This is a genomic window from Mycobacterium sp. 852002-50816_SCH5313054-b, from assembly GCF_001667185.1.
Lineage (GTDB): Bacteria > Actinomycetota > Actinomycetes > Mycobacteriales > Mycobacteriaceae > Mycobacterium.
The window spans coordinates 1-18,563 of sequence record NZ_LZIC01000071.1 but is presented as its reverse complement, the minus strand read 5'-3'; the positions used below and the strand labels follow the sequence as shown (position 1 = coordinate 18,563).

Genomic DNA, 18,563 nt, shown 5'->3' with positions numbered 1-18,563 from the left:
GCTACGACCGCGCCAGGACCGGAAAGACGGTCTCCGCTCCACGCCGGCCCTTGATCGCTACCTGCTCGGCCTGGCCCCAGACGTAGCCCGCCTCGACGGCAGCGTGCACGCCGGAGCTCACCATCACGTCCGGGTGCCCGGCCCGCCCGGCGATGCCGGCCAACCGGAACGCCACGTTCGTCGCGTCGCCGATCACGGCCGTGACCGTCCTCGTCATCGCGGCGATCGCGGCCCGGCCCTGCACCACCCCCCAGCCCATGCGGATCGGCGAACCGTCCGGCGCGCGCAGCGGGAGCGTGGGCCCGAGCTCCTCGACCCTGCGGTTGGCGGCGAGCGCGAAGTCGATGGCGAGCTCGTTGGCCGCCGGAATCGTCCGCAGTTCCCACACCGCGTACAGCGCGTCGCCGGCGTAATGGTTGAGCGTGCCGCGATGGGCGCGCAGCACGAGGTTGAGCTCGTGCCAGAGATAGTTCAGGCTCCGGGCGATCACCCGGTTGTCGGTGACTTCGGAGATCGTCGAGTAGTTGGTGATGTCCCCGACCACCATCACCATGGTCTCCTCGACGATCCGGGTCAGGGTCGGGCTGGTGTTGGTCACCCCGGCGGCGTTGAACCGGTCCGATCGGAAGATCAGCACGGCGTCGCCGACGGCGATCTGATCGTCGGGCTTGAGGGGGACCTGCATGGCCCGCTCCAGCGGCATGCCGTTGAGCAACGTCCCATTGGTGCTGACGTCGATCAGGAACGCCCGGTCGGTGGCGACGTCCAGACGGATCTCGAGGTGGTTGCGCGAGATGTTCGGATCGGGGATCACCAGTCGGCGGTGTTCGTCGATCCCGGTGCACTGCCGGCCGACGAACAGCTGATCGAAGATCGGTACGCTCTTCTCGCCACCGTTCATGTGCATGACGAGATGGGCCAACGGCTTGTCCCACCAATCGGAGCCCATCGCTTAACGACCTAGCTGCACACGAAGCTGTTTGCTGCAGAGGTAATAGTACAAGCTGCAGAGAACGCGAAGAGTTGGTCAGCCAACGAGCGTCGGCTGCGCCTCGAGGACCGCCCGGGCCGCGATCCGCCCGGCTTCCAGGGCGGCATCGATGTTTTTGAAGTCCAAGGGACCGATCGCCGAGACGTCCGGCTCGATGATCGCCGTAACCCGGGGCAGCTCGCGCAGGTTTCCCTTGGGCGCGGCAAGCTCCACGCTGCGAAGCAACGTCTCCTGCAGCGGTGGTAGGGCCGCCTCCGTGCCGGTGACGAGCCGCCGGATGAACGCGGGGGGCTGCAGTTTTGCCGGCAGCGGGCCGAATCCCTTCGACGGCACATACGTTCGGCGCAGATCGACGCAGATGACGTCGCCATCCGGGTCCGCGCACATGACGTCGGCCGGGAGGATGTTCAGCAGTCCACCGTCGACGAGCAGCCGCTCGCCATACTGCACCGGCGGCAGGAGACCGGGGATCGAGATCGATGCGCGCACCGCGACCCACAGCAGCCCCCGCCGATGGATGACCTGATCGCCCGTGATGATGTCGGTGGAGACTGAGAAAAACTCTTTTGGCAGATGCTCGATCAAGGTGGTGCTGCCGAAGAATCCTTCTATCAGCCGGTCGACACGGCGACCTCGCGTGAGGGCGATCGCGGGGATCGTGTAGTCGCTGACAGGCCTGGTCTCCGCCACGTACTTGCGTGCCGCGGCGGTGCAATCCCTTGCGTCCAACCCGAGCGCGAAGGTGGCGGCAGCGAGGGCACCGGAACTGGTTCCGGCGAATCGGTCGATGACGATGCCCGCGCGGGTGAGCTCTTCGTAGACGCCGTAGTGCGCGAGCCCCCGGGCGCCGCCACCTCCCAGCACCATGCCGAGAGAGCGGCCGGCGATTCTGCGGGCCAGGGCGCCCATGCCGTCGTCGTCGGCGGCGTGATGCGAGACCGGCTGCAGCAGATCGAACCAGTTCGGATCCGGTACGACGTTGCACGTGACCAAATGGACGGGCCGTTGGGTGGCGGGTGGATCGAGCGCTGCCGGCGGACGGGCTCGATCCGCCAGGACCACGAGGCGGTCGCTTTGCGCGACAACGTATCGGCGCCAGCTGTCGCCCGAGCCCCGATCGGCCACCACCAGGACCCAGTCGTTGCTTCGTTCGGCCCGGTCGAGGGTCTCGCTGAACGCTTCGACGAGCTCGCCGTAGTGCCCGGCGGCGGCCGTCGTGTCGACGGGGGGCGCGACCACCGCGGTCCGGCCGTACGAGTTCAGACGGGTCGCGACGGCGTCGACGATCGGAGCCGCAACCGCATCGCCGGTCGACAGCACGCCGACGACCCGAAGACCCCGAGAGACGTTGGCGGATCGGGACTCGCGAAGCGTGCCCGCCATCGCTCGGAACATCGCCGATTGCAGCTGCGGAGCCTTTGCCAGCACCTCGGTGAACGTGTCAGCGGCGATCCGCCAGACCACGCCGTCCCGGAGGGCCCGTATCCCGGCCGAGCGAACGGCGCCGGTGATCACGCCCAGCTCTCCGATCGACTCACCGGTCGCCATCTCGCGAAGCACTTGTCCATCGGGGCCGACGGCCGCGAATCGCCCGGAGGCGATGAGATAGACGGCGTCGGAGGGTTCTCCCATGTGAAAGAGCCACTCGTTGGCGGGGATGTGTTGGCGATCGACGGCGAGCGAAAGTTGGTCGAGCTGTTCGTCGTCGATCTCAGCGAATATCGGGATACTGCGCAGCGCGGTGCGTTCGTCGGTCACATGCGGTTCGGGTGACCGCCCGTCAGGGCTCATGAGGTGCAGCTGTCGGTGTCCCTGCCCGCAACCTGCGCGCCCAGCATATTCCGCAGTTTAGCCGTCCTCGGCCCGCAGCAAAGTCGCTACGCAGGGAGAAGTTCAACCCCGGACAGCACGACGGCGTTCTCGCGCGCGGGCGCGACCACGCTGGCCAGGAATCGGCCGTTGTCCTTCCAGATGCCGACCTTGAGCGTCTCGCCGGGATACGCCACGCCGGCGAAGCGCGCGCTGTAGGCCGCGACCGCCCCCGCGTCGCCGTCCAGCAGCGCGTCGGTGATGGCCTTACAGGTCATCCCGTAGGTGCACAGGCCATGCAGGATGGGCCTGGGAAAGCCTGCGGCGGCGGCGAATTCGGGATCGGAGTGCAGCGGGTTGCGGTCGCCGCAGAGCCGGTACAGCAGCGCCTGCTGCGGCAGGATCGGCACGTCGACCTCGAGGTCGGGCGCGCGGTCCGGCGCCGCATCCGACGAGGAGGGTCCGCGCTCGCCGCCGAATCCGCCCTCGCCGCGGGCGAAGATCGACCGCCGCTGGGTCCACAGCACGGTGCCGTCCGGGGCGCTGGCTGTTGTCTCGCTCCAGATCACGGCGGCCTTGCCCTTGTCCCAGATGTCGGTGAACCGGGTGACGGCCTTGGCGGAACCCGACGGTGGCAGCGGGCCGGGCACCTCGATCCGTTCGCTGGCGTGCAACACCCTGCTCAGCTCGATGTCGATGCCGGGAAACTGCACCGTCGGTGGCTTGGTCATGTGAAAGGAGGCCGCGACGTTGCCGAACGTCGGCAGCACCTGCGGGGTGTCGTCCACCAGATAGCGCAGCTCGCGGGGATCCATCGGATCGGAACCAGCCCCCAAACCCAGGTGGTAGAGCTGGATATCGCTGCTGCTCCAAGAGAATTCGATGGGGTCCAGCTCGGCGCTCAGCGCGACGTCTACATCGATCGGCATCTCAGTTACTCCCCGCGATGTGCAGCGCCGCCAGATAACCGAAGGTCATCGCCGGCCCGATGGTGCCGCCCGGGCCGGGGTAAGTGTGGCCCATCACCGGGGCGCTGACATTGCCCGCGGCGTAGAGGCCTTCGATGATGCTGCCGTCGTCGCGCAGCGCACGGCCGTGCACGTCGGTGCGGATGCCGCCCTTGGTGCCCAGGTCGCCGGGCACCATCTTGGCGGCGTAGTAGGGCGGGTGGCTGATCTCGCCGAGGTTGGGGTTCGGCTTGTTGGTGGGGTCGCCGTAGTAGCGGTCGTAGGCGCTTTCCCCGCGGCGGTAGTCCTCGTCGACGCCCGAGCGCGCGAAGCCGTTGAAGCGCTGCACGGTGGCCACCAACTCATCGCCCGGCAGGCCGGCCGTCTCGGCCAGTTGCGAAAGGGTGTCGGCCTGCACGATCACGCCGGAATCCAGCCATTTGCGCGGAATGCGTTGTCCCGGTTGCAATCCCGCGAAGATGTAGCGGTCGCGGTACTGCTGGTCGAACACCAGCCACGCCGGGATGTTCTCGCCCGGCCCAGGGCCCTGACCGAATTCGCCGCCGTACATGTGGTGGCAGGCCTCGACGTAGGGCATCGACTCGTTCATGAACCGCTTGCCCGACATGTTGACGATGATCGAGCCGGGCGAGTTGCGCTCCGACAGGGCGAACCACGGCGCGCCCACCAGCGGCACCGTCGGGCCCCACCACGCGTCCTCCATCAACTCCAGTGCGGCTCCGAGCTTTTCGCCGGCGAGAATCCCGTCGCCGGTGTTGGCCTTGGCGCCGACGGTCCACTCGGTGGTGATGGGCGCACGCTGGTACTTCACCCGCATCTGCTCGTTGTGCTCGAACCCGCCGGACGCGAGGATCACGCCCCGACGGGCCCGGATCAGGCGCGGCTCAACCGATTCCGACGCGCCGGTGTCGCTGACGTAAACCCCGCGCACCACGCCGTCCTCGACGTAGAGGTCGGTGAGCGCGGTGTTGAGCGCGACCGGAACGCCGGCGCGCTGCAACCCGATCCGCAGCGGGCCGATCAGGGCGCGTCCCATGCCGACCAGGTTCTTACCCGTCGCCTTGGCCCACATCGTGCGCGCGCCGACCTTCAGGCTGCGCGCCACGCCCCGCGGGTGCCGCTTGAGCTGATTGAGGCGCACGTAATCCTGCTGCATCACAACCACGTTGAGCGGAACCTTGCCGTAGGCCGGTTCGAGCCCGGCTTCGTCGGCGCCGAGCTTGCGCGCGTTGAACGGCTTGGGCTCGATCGACCGGCCGCCCGCGCGGCCCCCCGGCGCCTCGGGGTAGTAGTCGGAGTAGCGCGGCACCCAGCACATCTTCAAGGGGGTGTGCTTCAACACGAAGGACAGCATCTCAGGGCCGCGTTCGAGGTAGGCGTCGATGCGCTCCGGCTCCACGATGTCACCGATGATGCCGTGCAGGTAGGTGCGGGCGGCCTCCGGGGAGTCTTGCACGCCGTCGCGCTTGAGCACCTCGTTGTTCGGAATCCAGACCCCGCCCCCGGACCGCGCGGTAGAGCCGCCAAAATGCGGGGCCTTCTCGATGACTACTGTCGAAAGGCCGCGGTGCGCGGCGGCAAGGGCAGCAACCATGCCGGCTCCGCCGCTCCCCACCACGACGACGTCGTACTCCTGCGCTGTCATGTAGAACACGTTATAGAATTGCCCGGGTTGGGCGCTACCGGCCCGGTCACAAGAACGAGGGGACTTCGGTAAATGCTCAGTGTTGCGATCCGCGACGAGCTGGCCGCCGACCTGGCACAGGCCGAGCGCAGCCGTGCGCCCATCGCTCCGCTGACCGCCCGATACCCGGACATCGACGTCGTCGACGCCTACGAAGTTCAGCTGATCAACATCCGCCAGCGGGTGGCCGAAGGCGCCCGGGTGCTGGGCCACAAGGTGGGCCTGTCGTCGTTGGCGATGCAGCAGATGATGGGCGTCGACGAGCCGGATTACGGCCACCTGCTCGACGAGATGCAGGTGTTCGAAGACACCCCGGTCAAGGCCGGCCGCTACCTGTACCCGCGGGTGGAGGTGGAGGTGGGATTCATCCTGTCCGCCGACCTCCCCGGGGCAAGTTGCACCGAGCAGGACGTGCTGGCGGGCACCGAAGCCCTGGTGCCTTCGATCGAGCTGATCGACACCAGGATCACCGACTGGAAGATCGCGTTGTGCGACACCATCGCCGACAACGCCTCATCGGCGGGCTTCGTGCTGGGCGAGGCCCGGGTGTCGCCGGGCGACGTCGATGTCAAGGCGATCGACGCGGTGCTGACCCGCAACGGCGAGGTGATCGCCGAGGGCCGCAGCGACGCCGTGCTGGGTAACCCGGTCACCGCCGTCGCGTGGTTGGCGCGCAAGGTGGAAAGCTTCGGGGTGCGGCTGAAAAAAGGTGACATCGTGTTACCCGGATCGTGCACGCGAGCGATAGATGCACACGCTGGAGACGAATTCGTCGCCGACTTCACGGGACTGGGTTCCGTGCGGTTGTCCTTTGAATAGCGCCGGATTAGTTTTGAATTAGTCCAAATAAAAGGAGCATCATGCCGTCCAAGGCGAGTGTGGCCATTGTCGGGTCGGGCAACATCAGCACCGACCTGCTGTACAAACTCCTCCGATCGGACTGGCTGGAGCCGCGCTGGATGGTGGGCATCGACCCGGAAAGCGAGGGCCTGGCACGGGCTCGCAAACTGGGTCTGGAGACCACCCACGAAGGGGTCGACTGGCTGCTGGCCCAGCCGGAGAAACCCGATCTGGTGTTCGAGGCGACCAGCGCCTACGTGCACCGGGACGCGGCGCCGAAATACGCGGCCGCGGGCATTCGGGCCATTGACCTGACACCGGCCGCGGTGGGCCCCGCGGTGATCCCCCCGGCGAACCTGCGCGAGCACCTGGACGCGCCCAACGTCAACATGATCACCTGCGGGGGACAGGCGACGATCCCGATCGTCTACGCGGTCAGTCGCGCCGTCGAAGTGCCGTACGCGGAAATCGTCGCTTCGGTGGCTTCAGTTTCCGCGGGTCCTGGAACCCGCGCGAACATCGACGAATTCACCAAGACCACCAGCAAGGGCGTCGAGACCATCGGCGGCGCCAAACGCGGCAAGGCCATCATCATCCTGAACCCGGCCGACCCGCCAATGATCATGCGCGACACGATCTTCTGCGCCATTCCCGAGGACGCCGACCGCGATGCCATCGCCAAGTCCATCCACGACGTGGTGGCCGAGGTGCAGACCTATGTGCCGGGCTACCGGCTGCTCAACGAGCCGCAGTTCGACGACCCGTCGCTCAACTCCGGTGGCCAGGCCCTGGTGACCACCTTCGTCGAGGTCGAGGGCGCCGGCGATTACCTGCCGCCCTACGCGGGCAACCTCGACATCATGACCGCCGCGGCCACCAAGGTCGGCGAGGAGATCGCGAAGGAATCCCTGGCGGCGGCTGCTGGTGGGACGGCGGGAGGAGCGCAAGCATGAGTGACATCTTTTTCAACCCGATCTGGGACGTCCGGATGACCGACACGTCCCTGCGCGACGGGTCCCACCACAAGCGCCACCAGTTCACCAAGGACGAGGTCGGCGCCATCGTCGCCGCCCTGGACGCCGCGGGTGTGCCGGTCATCGAGGTGACCCACGGCGACGGGCTGGGCGGCTCGAGCTTCAACTACGGGTTCTCCAAGACCCCCGAGCAGGAGCTGATCAAGCTCGCGGCCGAGACGGCCAAGGAGGCCAAGATCGCTTTCCTGATGCTGCCCGGGGTGGGCACCAAGGAGGACATCAAGGAGGCCCAGAACAACGGCGGCTCGATCTGCCGGATCGCCACCCATTGCACCGAGGCCGATGTCTCGATCCAGCACTTCGGCCTGGCGCGTGAGCTGGGTCTGGAGACCGTCGGGTTCCTGATGATGTCCCACACCATTGCGCCGGAGAAGCTCGCGCAGCAGGCGCGCATCATGGCCGACGCGGGCTGCCAGTGCGTCTACGTGGTCGACTCCGCCGGGGCGCTGGTCCTCGAAGGGGTGCGCGACCGGGTGGCGGCGCTGGTCGCCGAACTGGGCGACGACGCCCAGGTCGGATTCCATGGCCACGAAAACCTGGGGCTGGGGGTGGCCAACTCGGTGGAGGCCGTCCGGGCCGGCGCCAAACAGATCGACGGCTCGTGCCGCCGCTTCGGGGCCGGTGCGGGCAACGCGCCCGTCGAGGCGCTGATCGGGGTGTTCGACAAGATCGGCGTCAAGACCGGCATCGACTTCTTCGATATCGCCGACGCCGCGGAGGACGTCGTGCGCCCGGCGATGCCCGCCGAATGCCTGCTCGACCGCAACGCGCTGATCATGGGCTACTCGGGCGTCTATTCCAGCTTCCTCAAGCACGCCGTGCGCCAGGCCGAGCGCTACGGTGTACCCGCCGCGGCGCTGCTGCACCGGGCCGGTCAGCGCAAGCTCATCGGCGGCCAGGAAGACCAGCTGATCGACATCGCCCTGGAAATCAAGCGCGAGCAGGAGAGCGGCGCCGTCGTCACCCATTAGCGGTGTTCTGACCGGGTTCGGGGGTGTGCGCCCCCGGCCGTCGCCTTAGAATCCTTTGAATCTGGCGGAAGGCGAAAAACCTCCGCCCGGTTTGGCTTAGCGTTTGTTTGATCGACTGCATGCGTTGCTAGGGGTTGTTGTGAGTTTCTTGATGTTGCCGCCGGAGATCAATTCGCTGCTGATGTACTCGGGCGCCGGTTCGGGTCCGATGCTGCAGGCTGCGGCGGCCTGGAATGGGCTGGCCGCCGAGTTGGGCTCCGCAGCTCAGTCGTTTGCTTCGGTCACGTCGAACTTGGCCAGCCAGGCGTGGCAGGGTGCGGCCGCGCAGGCGATGGCGGCGGCGGCGGCCCCGTACGCGAGTTGGTTGACGGCCGCGGCGTCCCAGGCGGCCGGGGCGGCGGCTCAGGCTCAGGCGGTCGTCAGCGCCTTCGAGAGCGCAGTGGCGGCGACGGTGCACCCGTTGCAGGTCGAGGCCAACCGCAACGGCCTGTTCCAGTTGGTGATGAGCAACCTGTTCGGCCAGAACTGGCCGGCGATCGCGGAGACCGAGTTCAACTACATGGAGATGTGGGCCCAGGACGTGGCGGCGATGGTGGGCTATCACGGCGGCGCGTCGGCGGCGGCCGGGCAATTGCTGTCGGGGCAGGCCAGTCTGCCGGCCATCCCCAGCCTCCCCGGCCTCGGGGGCATCGGTGCCGGTTCGAGCCCGGCGGGCGGCACCGCTGCCGCCGCGGGCGCGGCCGGTGGTGGTGCCGGTGGCGGTGGCGGTGGTGGCGACGCCCCGGCCGGCGCGAACGTGGCTGCCGGCACCGGCGGCGGCGGAAGTTCCAATCCCGGCACGGGTGCCGCGGTCGGCGGCGGAAGTATGGACAGCAGCTACGCCGGCGGGGCCCCGGCGACCGACGCCGGCGCGGCCGGCCCGACGACGACGGGCGGCGCCTACGTCGGCAGCGGAAACGTCGGCGCGGCGAATGCCGGCGGCATGATCGGCGGCGGCGGAAGCCCGGGCTTTATCGGGGCCGGTGGCATGGGCGCGATGATGATGGCGTCCGCGGCGATGAGCTCCTCTTCGTCCACAGGTTCCACGACGGGCATCCCGGTCCCCACCACGAAGGCCGCGGAGGAAACTCTGACGCCCGCTGCGCCGCCGGCGCCGGAAGCGGTCGCACCGGAAGTCGAGGAAGCACCGGTTCCGCTCGCCGCCACACCTCTCGCGACCACACAGGCCGCGGCAGGACCGGCCGCAGAGATCTCGGCAATCAAACCCAAGGCAGCCGAAGCGCCGGCGTCGGGGGAGAGGGTGGCTATGGAGCTGCCGTCGGACGAAGCGCCCGAACCCGAAGCCCGGGCCAACTAGCCCGCATCCCAGGGCACGGTGACCTCAGCGCCGATCGGCGGTGGTCGGCACTCGATTTACGCGGGTAACCTCGGCTCTATGACCGTGACATTCAGGACCGCCAGCCTTCGACGCGGACTGTACGGCGTGCTTGCCGGCGCTGTGCTGAGCGTGACCGCCCCGGTGATGATCGCGTTGCCGCAGGCCAACGCGGAACCGCAATGCGATCAGACCGTGGGCCAGTCCATTGACTCGTACCTCACCCGGCATCCGGACGTGAAGCAGCAGTTGCAGGCCAAGTCTCAGGCCGAGGGTGGCGGCGGCAACGTCATCGACTACCTGAACCGGCATCCCGATGTGCGGCAGCACCTGATCGACCTGTCCCAGCAGTGCGCACCATAGTGAGCGGGCCTCGTCGATAAATGCCGCCGGCGACGCGCAGTAACGTTCGCCATTGACTAAAAAGTAGAACACGTTCTAGCGTCTAGGCGTGTTCTCTAATCCCCTTACCGACGCGATCGCCGAAGCCGAGCAGCTCGTCGCCGCCGCCCCGCACATCGAGACCGAGGCCGACCTGCTCGAAGGCCTGCAATATCTGGCCGGCTGCATCGCGGCCTGCACGCACCTGGCCTTCGACTACGAGCGCGACCATCCGTTCCTGCAGTCGGGCACCGGGCCGTTCACCAAGATGGGCCTGGACAATCCCGACACGCTATACTTCGGCACCCGCGTGCAGGCCGAGCACGACTATGTCGTCACCGGCCGGCGCGGCACCACCACCGACCTGAGCTTCCAGTTGCTCGGCGGTGAGTACACCGACGACAACGTGCCCGTCAGCCAAGCCGCGTTCGACGATCGCGAACTCGAGATCGCCGCCGACGGCAGCTTCGAGTGGCGGGTGCGACCGAACAGCCCGGGGCAACTGGTGATCCGCGAGGTGTACGGCGACTGGTCGGCCCAGCGCGGCACGCTGACCATCTCCAGGCTCGACACCGCCGGCACTGCGCCGCCGCCGCTGACCCGGCAGACGATCGAAAAGCGTTATGCCACAGCCGCTAAGCAGTTGGTCAACCGGGTGAAGACCTGGCTCCAGTTCCCGCAGTGGTTCTACCTGAACATCCCGGTCAACACCATGGTCGCGCCCCGGCTGACCCCGGGCGGCCTGGCGACGCAGTACTCGTCGGCGGGGCATTTCGAGCTGCGGCCGGACCAGGCGCTGGTGATCACGATCCCGGTCTCGGATGCCCCCTATCTCGGTTTTCAACTTGGCAGCTTGTGGTACATCTCGCTGGACTACATCAACCACCAGACGTCGCTCAACAACACGCAGGCCCAGGCGGATCCGGACGGCAAGGTCCGCATCGTCGTCGCCGATCAGAACCCGGGCGTGACCAACTGGGTGGAAACGCTCGGCCACCGGCGGGGCTACGTGCAGTTCCGCTGGCAGCGGGTGTCGCGTGAGCTCACCGACGCCGACGGGCCCACCGTCGAGCTCGTGGACTTTGACGCGGTGCCGGCCGCTCTGCCGTATTTCGAGCACAATAAGATTTCCGAGGACCAGTGGCGTGCGCGAATTGCGTTGCGTCAACAACAAATTGCGGCCAGGATGCTGGGGTGACGATGTCGGGAATGCTCGAACAAAAGGTGGTCGTCATCAGTGGCGTCGGGCCGGGGCTCGGCACCACGCTGGCGCACCGATGCGCGCGCGACGGCGCCGAATTGGTGCTGGCCGCCCGGAGCCTGGACCGGCTGGAGGCGGTGGCCAAGGAGATCAACGACTCCGGGCACAAGGCGCTGGCGGTGCGTGCCGACATCACCAACGACGAAGAGGTGGACTACCTCGTCGAGACCGCCATGGCGAGCTACGGCAAGGTCGACGTGCTGGTCAACAATGCGTTCCGGGTGCCGTCGATGAAGCCCTTGGCCGGCACGTCGTTTCAGCACATCCGCGATGCGATCGAGCTGAGCGCGCTGGGGGCGTTGCGGCTCGTCCAGGCCCTGACGCCGGCGCTCGAGAAGTCGCACGGATCGATCGTCAACGTCAACTCGATGGTGCTGCGCCACTCGCAAGCCAAGTACGGTGCGTACAAGATGGCCAAGTCGGCTCTGCTGGCAATGTCGCAGTCGCTGGCCACCGAACTCGGCGAGAAGGGTATTCGCGTCAATTCCGTTGCACCAGGCTATATCTGGGGCGAGACGCTGAAGGCCTACTTCGAACACCAGGCCGGCAAGTACGGCACCACAGCCGACCAGATCTACCAGGCCACCGCCGCGAACTCCGACCTGAAGCGACTGCCCTCCGAGGACGAGGTGGCCTCGGCGATCCTCTTCCTGGCCAGCGATTTGTCCAGCGGCATCACGGGACAGACGCTGGACGTCAACTGCGGGGAGTATCACAACTGATGGCTGACCGCACTGATGTCGGCACCGTCGACGAACTGCACGCGTCGGCCACCAAGCTGACCGGGCTGGACGACTTCGGCGCCGACGACGACAACTATCGCGAGGCGCTGGGGGTGCTGCTGGACTCCTACCGGAGCGAAGCGGGCCTTACCGTGTTGGGCAGCAAGATGAATCGGTTCTTTCTGCGCGGCGCGCTGGTGGCCCGGCTGCTGTCCGAATCCTCGTGGAAGCAATACCCGCAGCACGCCGACGTTGTGATCGAACGGCCGATCTTCGTCACCGGGCTGGTGCGCACCGGCACCACGGCGCTGCACCGCCTGCTGGGCGCCGACCCGGCGCATCAAGGTCTGCACATGTGGCTGGCGGAGTTCCCGCAGCCGCGCCCGCCGCGCGAAACCTGGGAATCGAACCCGATGTATCGCCAGCTTGACGCGCAATTCACCCAGCACCATCAGGAAAACCCCGGCTACACCGGTCTGCACTTCATGGCCGCCTACGAGCTGGAGGAATGCTGGCAGTTGCTGCGACAGTCGCTGCATTCGGTGTCCTACGAGACGCTGTCGCACCTGCCCAGCTACTCAAAGTGGTTGTCGCAGCAGGACTGGACGCCGTCGTATCACCGGCACCGTAGGAACCTCCAGCTGATCGGACTCAACGACCCCGACAAGCGGTGGGTGCTGAAGAACCCCAGCCACCTCTTCGCGTTGGACGCGCTGATGGCGACCTACCCGGACGCACTGGTCATTCAGACCCACCGGCCGGTCGAGACCATCATGGCCTCGATGTGCTCGCTGGCGCAGCACACCGCGGAGGGATGGTCGACGACATACGTGGGCGCCCAAATCGGTGCTGACTCAATGGAAACCTGGTCACGCGGTTTGGAACGGTTCAACACCGCACGAGCCAAATACGACCCGGCCCAGTTCTACGATGTCGACTATCGGGCCTTGATCGCCGATCCGTTGGGAACGGTGGCCGACGTCTACCGGCACTTCGGCCTGACGCTGACCGACGAGGCCCGGACGGCCATGGAGGAGAGCCATGCCGCCAGCCAGTCCGGCGAGCGTGCGCCGAAACATACGTATTCGCTTGCCGATTACGGGTTGACCGAGGAAGCGGTGAAGGAGCGATTCGCGGGGCTCTAGTCAACCGGTGCTATTCGTGGTGGTCATGAGCGGCGAGCGCGGCCGCTCTGTCGTGGAGTTCGGACTGCATGAGGATTCCGCGATGGCAGAGGACGTATTCCAGCGCGGCCAGCCATCGCTGGTAATAGTCCCAGTCTTCTGCTCGATGCGGCTGGTCTCCCCAGTGCTGGATTTCGGTGATCAGTCGTTGGTGGAACTCGCGCCAGTCGAACCTGTGTGCATCGGACAGCGCGATGGCGAGCGCGAAAACAGTCGCTTCCCAGGGCGCGGAGAACAGCAATTCGCCATTGATGCGGGGGAGTGCACTCTGGCTGTGGGCATCGAGGCGTTCCACGATTGCGAGTCGAGTCACAGGTGGGCCTGCTGTTCGTTGGGGTCGGCGACGTCAGCAGCACCGGTCATCGCGTCGCGTGTGACGATGCCAACGAGGTCGTCGATGCTCCAGTCGTTGGTGTTGGCAGGCCGACGCGGCAGGACCAAGTAGCGGGTTTCCGCGGTGGAGTCCCACACGCGGATTTCCATCGATTCGGGCAGCTCCAATCCGAACTCGGCGAGCACCGCGCGTGGCTCGATCACCACGCGGGCACGGTATTCGGGAGATTTGTACCAGGTCGGCGGCAGGCCCAGCAGTGTCCACGGATAACACGAGCACAGTGTGCAGACGACCATGTTGTGGACGTGGTCGGTGTTTTCCAAGACGATCAATTCGGTTGGGGCGGTGAGGCCCAGTTCTTCGAGACCGGCATTACCGTTGGCAAGTAGCCGCTTTTTGTACTCGGGGTCGCTCCAGGCTCGGGCCACGACCCGTGCTCCGTTGAACGGTCCGATGTCGTGTTCAAGCATCGCCGCTACCGCATCGATTGCTTCGGGGACGATCAGCCCCTTTTCCAGCAGGAGTGATTCGATCGCCCGGGTACGCAGGGCGGGATCGGACGGGGCGGAATATCGTTGGCGGCTTTGATGATTCATGCCGCAACCAGGTAGCTTTCCCACAGTCCGAGCTGTACTTTCAGATTGGGTTCCGCGACGTCGCCCCACAGTTCCTGACCGTCGAAGCTCACCGTGTAGATGGCCTGGGGGTTTTCGCCCATTCCATGAGCGTCGGTGTCCGGGAAGACCGCTGCTGGGTGAATTCCGATGATTTGGCCGCGACGACCGCGTACATAGCGGGGCAGCCTGGTGTGACCGCGGGAGTGAAGATTGCGCGCAATGACTTCGTCGCCCACCGCGAAGCATCGCGGGTGGTCAGCCTCGCGACGGTTACTCGGATCACCACCCTTTGTCGGCGGACCCGGTGTGCTCGCGGGGTGAGCTCCGGTGCTGCTCCGCTGCGGGTCATTGCCATCTCCACCGCTAGCGAGATGTTGTAGACGATCGTCGATCTCGGCTCGGCCCAAAAGCATTCGCTTCACCAGCGCCCCTTCTAACCCCTCAAGGTGGCGCTCGAAGTAGCCGCATTGCAAGTACCGAAGCGGCGGCAGGCTTTCGATGGCGTAGCGCAGCACACCGCCGCTACCGAAGTGCCCGGCGACGAGCAACGCGATGGTCATGGCTTGGACGCGTCCCTCCCAGGGGGCGTGAAAGACCGGCTCGTTCTGTGGAAGAGGAATAAGCCCGAAGGATTGCGTTCCGCCCTGGTCATGCTCTCCGTTCACGGGTCTCCTCCGTCACTCGTAGCTTGTGGTACTGGTGTTTAGCGTCAGGAGGCAGGCCAGATTATTTGCTGCGACCCGAACCACACACCGTCCGGAGACCCGATTGCGCCAGCCCGCTCGCGGGCAGCCGCCAATTCCGCGGAGCCTGCGAACCTGCGCGCCTTGGCGAGGTCGTGCATATCCATCACGACGATGACTGTGTTCGGATCGTTGGCGTCGGCGTAGGTCCCGGTCACTACCAAACCGTGCTCACGGCGCACGGCATCCAAGTCAGGATTGCGGAAGACGGCGTTCCACTGTCCGACGCTCTCGACTTTTTGCTTGACGAGCATGACTCCAACCATGATCACTCCCGCATGTCTACAGTCGTAGATATGCAATGATAGCGCTGTATCAATAGGATGTCTACGGTTGTAGACACACTCGGAGGACACCATGACGCAACAGGCCGGCGGCGATCCCGAATCCGAGCCTGGGCCGCCGCGCCCTCGCAACGCCGCGGCTACCCGCAACCGCCTATTGGAGGCGGCCAGGCAACAGTTCTTGCAACACGGGTACCGGGGCACCTCGCTGCGCTCGATCGCCGCCCAAGCCGGCGTGGATGTGATGCTGATCCGCCGCTATTTCGGCTCCAAGCAGGAACTCTTTACCGCGGCCACCGACGTCTCAGACAACGTTCCCGCGGCCCGCCGCGCCGCCGACGACGCGGTAGGACAGCTGTTGATCGACCGGGTTCTGCAAGCTCGCCGCGACATCGACGCTCCCCTGTTCGCGCTGCTGCGCTCCAGCGGAGACCCCGAGGTCGTCGCGCGCCTCAACCTGCAGATCGAAACCGGCCTCACCCGCAATCTGGCGAAGCGGATCACCGCGGAGAATCCGCGGATTCGCGCGGACATGGTCACGGCCCTGTTGTTGGGCATCGGCGTGCAGCGAGTGCTGTTACAGAAGAAGCCACTGGCCGGCGCGCGCGACGACGACATCGCCGCGGTGTTCCTCGAGGCCTTTGAGGCGATAACCAAACTGCCCCAAGGCGACTGACTCAGTCGTCGTCCGGGTGGTCCAGGTAGCCCTCGGCGAAGGCGTGCTCGATGCTGTCGCTGAGCTTCGGGCAGGCGCGCGCACGGGCGGTGTCCCCGCCGGCTTCGCGGATCTCGCTGAAGTACGCGCAACGCTGCGCCGCCTGGGTGTTCCACTGCACCGCGGTGTGACCCGGGCCCAGCCTTTTGACCGTGACCGTGACGTGGCAGAACCGGCAATCCACCGGCAGCAGCCCCGACGTCAGGTAGCGCTCCCGATCGGCGCGGCTGGCCTCGGCGACGGCGGCGGCGCGTTGCGGGTCGTCAGCGAAATCCCTTGATTTGGACCAGGATCCCGTCCCATCGTTTCGCCCAGACGATTCGTCGTGATCGTGGTAATCGCCATGCAGCATCAGCATCGACCGGGCGAGCCGATCGACGTCGGGTACTGCCGGCTGATCTTCGGCCATGGTCCTAGTGTTGCTCGGCCGGGACGTCCTCCGGGACCTCCCGTGCCTTCAGGTTCTCCTCGACCTCGGCGTTCCAGTATTCGTTGGCGCGGGTGGTGTCGATCTCAATCTCGAAGCGCTCCACCATTTCTGGCGTGATGTCGGCAACATCGACGTAGAACTGCTGATACCAGCGCCGCAGCTGGTAGACCGCGCCGTCCTCCTCGACCAGCAGCGGGTTGTCGATCCGGGTCTTGTGTTGCCAGATTTCAACGTCCTGCATGAAGCCCTTGCTGACCCCCTCGGTGAAGACCCGCGACAGCTTGTCGCTCATCGCCTCGTCCATGCCCTTGGGCTTTTCGACGATGACGCCCCACTGCAGCACGAACGAGTTCTGCGTGACCGGGTAGTGGCAGTTGATCAGGATCGACTCGGCCTTAAAGCCGCCGTAGCTGTTGTGCAACCAGTTGATCATGAACGACGGCCCGAAGTAGGACGCCTCCGAATCCAGGTGCGCCTCACCGTAAGACGTCCCCAGGTCGTCCACGTCGGGCCGGCCCACGTTGTGCAGGTACTGCGAGGCGATGTGGCCCTCGAAGACGTTCTTGAAGGACGTCGGCAACCCGAAATGGATGTAGAAGAAGTGCGCCATGTCGGTGACGTTGTCGATGATGTCGCGGCAGTTGGACCCCTCGATGAGGATGCGGTTCCACCGCCATTCGGTCCATTCGCCGCTGTGGGCTTCGGGGATCTCGGGGATCCTGACCGCGGGGTCCGGCGGATTGCCCTCGTGGTCGTGCCAGACGAACAGCAGGCCGCCACGGACGTCGGTGGTCCACGACCGGGTGCGTGCGGTCTTGGGGGTGCGCTTAGCGTACGGCACCAGCTTGCAGCGGCCGTCACCGCCCCAGCGCCAGTCGTGGAACGGGCAGGCGACCTCATCGCCCTTGATGGTGCCCTCGGACAGGTCGCCGCCCATGTGCCGGCAGTAGCCGTCGAGCACCTTCAGGTCCCCGTGGGAATCGGCGAAAACGACCAGCTTGGTGCCGAACGCCTGCACGGAGTGCGGCTTGCCGTCCTGAAAGTCTTTTGCGACGCCCAGGCAATGCCAGCCGCGGGCGTATCTGGTCGGCAATGCGCCGGGGTCGATCTCCCGGATGCCGACCGCCTTGGTGTCGGTACTCACCTTCCACCTCCAAGTAGTCTCTAACTAGAACACGTTACAGTTTTGGGTGTCCCCGGCGCAATGACGATGCGTCTGGCTGCGGTTTTCAGCGAGCATATTGACGTTAGGGTATATCTAGACGATGCCGCTGTTTGCTTTCGAAGGTCGGTCGCCGCGGATCGATCCCACCGCGTTCGTGGCCCCGACCGCGACCCTGATCGGCGACGTCACTGTGGAGGCGGGGGCATCGGTCTGGTTCAACGCCGTACTGCGCGGCGACTACGGGCCGATCGTGGTGCGCGAGGGTGCCAACATCCAGGACGGATCGGTCTTGCACGCGCCGCCGGGCATTCCCGTCGATATCGGCCCCGGGGCGACGGTGGCGCACATGTGCGTCGTGCACGGGGTCCACGTCGGCAAAGAGGCGCTGATCGCCAACCACGCAACGGTTCTGGACGGGGCGGTGATCGGGGCGCGCAGCCTGATCGCGGCGGGATCCCTGGTGCTGGCCGGCACCCAGATTCCGGCCGGCATGCTGGCGGTCGGGTCACCCGCGCAGGTGAAGGGACCGGTCGCCGGAACCGGCGCGGAGATGTGGATCAACGTCAACCCGCAGGCCTACCGCGACCTGGCGCAGCGGCACCTGGTCGGGCTGGAGCCGATCTAGGGTTCGCCGAGCGCAAGCCTTCGACGCTGAATCGGGCTGTCGTGCCACAGGTTTCGCATTCGGCCTCGAAAGCCTTCGTCGGTTACGTCAGGCCGGGCGCCCCGGGCAAGCCCAGCAGCAGCCCGCGGCCGCCGCCGGTGCCGCCATTGCCGTTGCCCGCTTGGCCGACGCCGCCGTTACCGCCGTTACCGCCGTTACCGATGTCCTGGGCGTTGCCGCCGTTACCACCGTTTCCGCCAACGGCACCGACGGCGAGCGCCTGCCCGCCGGCGCCGCCGGACCCGCCGGAGCCGACCAGCCCGGCATTGCCGCCGGCCCCGCCTGCCGCGCCGGTCGCGCCCATGGCGGTAAGGCCGCCGGCGCCGCCCGCGCCGCCGTCGCCGACCAGCATGCCGCCGATGCCCCCTCGACCACCCATGCCCCCGACCAC

At 66.5% G+C, this 18,563-nt stretch carries 21 protein-coding genes; 10 read left to right on the top strand and 11 right to left on the bottom strand.

Annotation, left to right across the window (positions count from 1 at the left end):
- Position 1: 1 nt before the first annotated feature.
- The 4 genes from A5787_RS15630 to kstD form a co-directional block, all read right to left on the bottom strand.
- Positions 2–949 (bottom strand): adenylate/guanylate cyclase domain-containing protein, encoded by a 948-nt coding sequence (locus A5787_RS15630; RefSeq protein WP_066968507.1) that lies wholly within the window; start codon positions 947–949, stop codon positions 2–4.
- A 78-nt stretch (positions 950–1,027) separates the two neighbouring features.
- Positions 1,028–2,782 (bottom strand): patatin-like phospholipase family protein, encoded by a 1,755-nt coding sequence (locus A5787_RS15625; protein WP_066968506.1) that lies wholly within the window; start codon positions 2,780–2,782, stop codon positions 1,028–1,030.
- 86 nt (positions 2,783–2,868) lie between these two features.
- The gene (locus tag A5787_RS15620; RefSeq protein WP_066968504.1) at positions 2,869–3,729 is read right to left on the bottom strand and encodes a MaoC/PaaZ C-terminal domain-containing protein; all 861 of its coding nucleotides are present in this window, start codon (positions 3,727–3,729) and stop codon (positions 2,869–2,871) included.
- Position 3,730: 1 nt separating this feature from the next.
- Entirely contained in the window at positions 3,731–5,413 is a 1,683-nt protein-coding gene (gene kstD, locus A5787_RS15615) for a 3-oxosteroid 1-dehydrogenase (RefSeq protein WP_066968599.1), read from the bottom strand.
- Positions 5,414–5,485: 72 nt separating this feature from the next.
- On the opposite strand from kstD, the gene A5787_RS15610 reads away from it, so the two are divergent.
- From A5787_RS15610 to A5787_RS15575, 8 genes are all read left to right on the top strand, one after another.
- Entirely contained in the window at positions 5,486–6,271 is a 786-nt protein-coding gene (locus A5787_RS15610; RefSeq protein WP_066968502.1) for a 2-keto-4-pentenoate hydratase, read from the top strand.
- Between the two features lie 41 nt (positions 6,272–6,312).
- Positions 6,313–7,245, top strand: a complete 933-nt coding sequence (locus A5787_RS15605; RefSeq protein ID WP_066968500.1) for an acetaldehyde dehydrogenase (acetylating) — start codon at positions 6,313–6,315, stop codon at positions 7,243–7,245.
- Complete coding sequence (gene dmpG / locus A5787_RS15600) at positions 7,242–8,297, top strand: 4-hydroxy-2-oxovalerate aldolase (RefSeq protein ID WP_066968498.1); 1,056 nt, start codon at positions 7,242–7,244, stop codon at positions 8,295–8,297. Before A5787_RS15605 ends, dmpG begins: the two co-directional genes overlap by 4 nt.
- Before the next feature lie 139 nt (positions 8,298–8,436).
- Positions 8,437–9,654, top strand: a complete 1,218-nt coding sequence (locus tag A5787_RS27765) for a PPE family protein (RefSeq protein WP_066968496.1) — start codon at positions 8,437–8,439, stop codon at positions 9,652–9,654.
- Between the two features lie 78 nt (positions 9,655–9,732).
- Positions 9,733–10,035, top strand: coding sequence for a hypothetical protein (locus tag A5787_RS15590; protein WP_066968495.1), 303 nt, complete (start codon positions 9,733–9,735; stop codon positions 10,033–10,035).
- 88 nt (positions 10,036–10,123) lie between these two features.
- Entirely contained in the window at positions 10,124–11,251 is a 1,128-nt protein-coding gene (locus tag A5787_RS15585; protein ID WP_066968493.1) for a hypothetical protein, read from the top strand.
- 2 nt (positions 11,252–11,253) lie between these two features.
- Positions 11,254–12,036 carry an SDR family oxidoreductase gene (locus A5787_RS15580; RefSeq protein ID WP_066968491.1) on the top strand — a complete coding sequence of 261 codons (783 nt, stop codon included), beginning with the start codon at positions 11,254–11,256 and terminating at the stop codon, positions 12,034–12,036.
- A complete protein-coding gene (locus A5787_RS15575; protein WP_066968489.1) occupies positions 12,036–13,181 on the top strand; it encodes a sulfotransferase in 1,146 nt (381 codons plus the stop codon). The genes A5787_RS15580 and A5787_RS15575 overlap by 1 nt, the downstream gene beginning before the upstream one ends.
- A gap of 10 nt (positions 13,182–13,191) precedes the next feature.
- Here the strand turns inward: A5787_RS15575 and A5787_RS15570 are convergent, their stop codons facing one another.
- Genes A5787_RS15570 through A5787_RS15555 form a run of 4 tightly spaced genes read right to left on the bottom strand, consistent with a single transcriptional unit; the run spans position 13,192 to position 15,168 of the window.
- The gene (locus A5787_RS15570; protein ID WP_197507163.1) at positions 13,192–13,515 is read right to left on the bottom strand and encodes a nitrile hydratase accessory protein; all 324 of its coding nucleotides are present in this window, start codon (positions 13,513–13,515) and stop codon (positions 13,192–13,194) included.
- A 14-nt stretch (positions 13,516–13,529) separates the two neighbouring features.
- Complete coding sequence (nthA, locus tag A5787_RS15565) at positions 13,530–14,150, bottom strand: nitrile hydratase subunit alpha (protein ID WP_066968485.1); 621 nt, start codon at positions 14,148–14,150, stop codon at positions 13,530–13,532.
- Positions 14,147–14,836, bottom strand: a complete 690-nt coding sequence (gene nthB, locus A5787_RS15560) for a nitrile hydratase subunit beta (protein WP_066968483.1) — start codon at positions 14,834–14,836, stop codon at positions 14,147–14,149. The genes nthA and nthB overlap by 4 nt, the downstream gene beginning before the upstream one ends.
- Before the next feature lie 44 nt (positions 14,837–14,880).
- Positions 14,881–15,168, bottom strand: a complete 288-nt coding sequence (locus tag A5787_RS15555) for a hypothetical protein (RefSeq protein WP_066968597.1) — start codon at positions 15,166–15,168, stop codon at positions 14,881–14,883.
- Between the two features lie 103 nt (positions 15,169–15,271).
- On the opposite strand from A5787_RS15555, the gene A5787_RS15550 reads away from it, so the two are divergent.
- Positions 15,272–15,874, top strand: coding sequence for a TetR/AcrR family transcriptional regulator (locus A5787_RS15550; RefSeq protein ID WP_066968481.1), 603 nt, complete (start codon positions 15,272–15,274; stop codon positions 15,872–15,874).
- A gap of 1 nt (position 15,875) precedes the next feature.
- Here A5787_RS15550 and A5787_RS15545 read toward each other — a convergent pair whose 3' ends face one another.
- The gene (locus A5787_RS15545; RefSeq protein WP_066968480.1) at positions 15,876–16,322 is read right to left on the bottom strand and encodes a hypothetical protein; all 447 of its coding nucleotides are present in this window, start codon (positions 16,320–16,322) and stop codon (positions 15,876–15,878) included.
- A 4-nt stretch (positions 16,323–16,326) separates the two neighbouring features.
- On the bottom strand, positions 16,327–17,487 hold the full coding sequence (locus tag A5787_RS15540; protein WP_066968478.1) for a Rieske 2Fe-2S domain-containing protein: 1,161 nt from the start codon (positions 17,485–17,487) through the stop codon (positions 16,327–16,329).
- 121 nt (positions 17,488–17,608) lie between these two features.
- Between A5787_RS15540 and A5787_RS15535 the strand changes: the two genes are divergently transcribed.
- Positions 17,609–18,133, top strand: a complete 525-nt coding sequence (locus A5787_RS15535; protein ID WP_066968476.1) for a gamma carbonic anhydrase family protein — start codon at positions 17,609–17,611, stop codon at positions 18,131–18,133.
- Between the two features lie 82 nt (positions 18,134–18,215).
- On the opposite strand, the gene A5787_RS15530 is transcribed toward A5787_RS15535, so the two are convergent.
- A partial coding sequence (locus A5787_RS15530; RefSeq protein WP_197507161.1) for a hypothetical protein occupies positions 18,216–18,563 on the bottom strand: 348 nt, incomplete at its 5' end.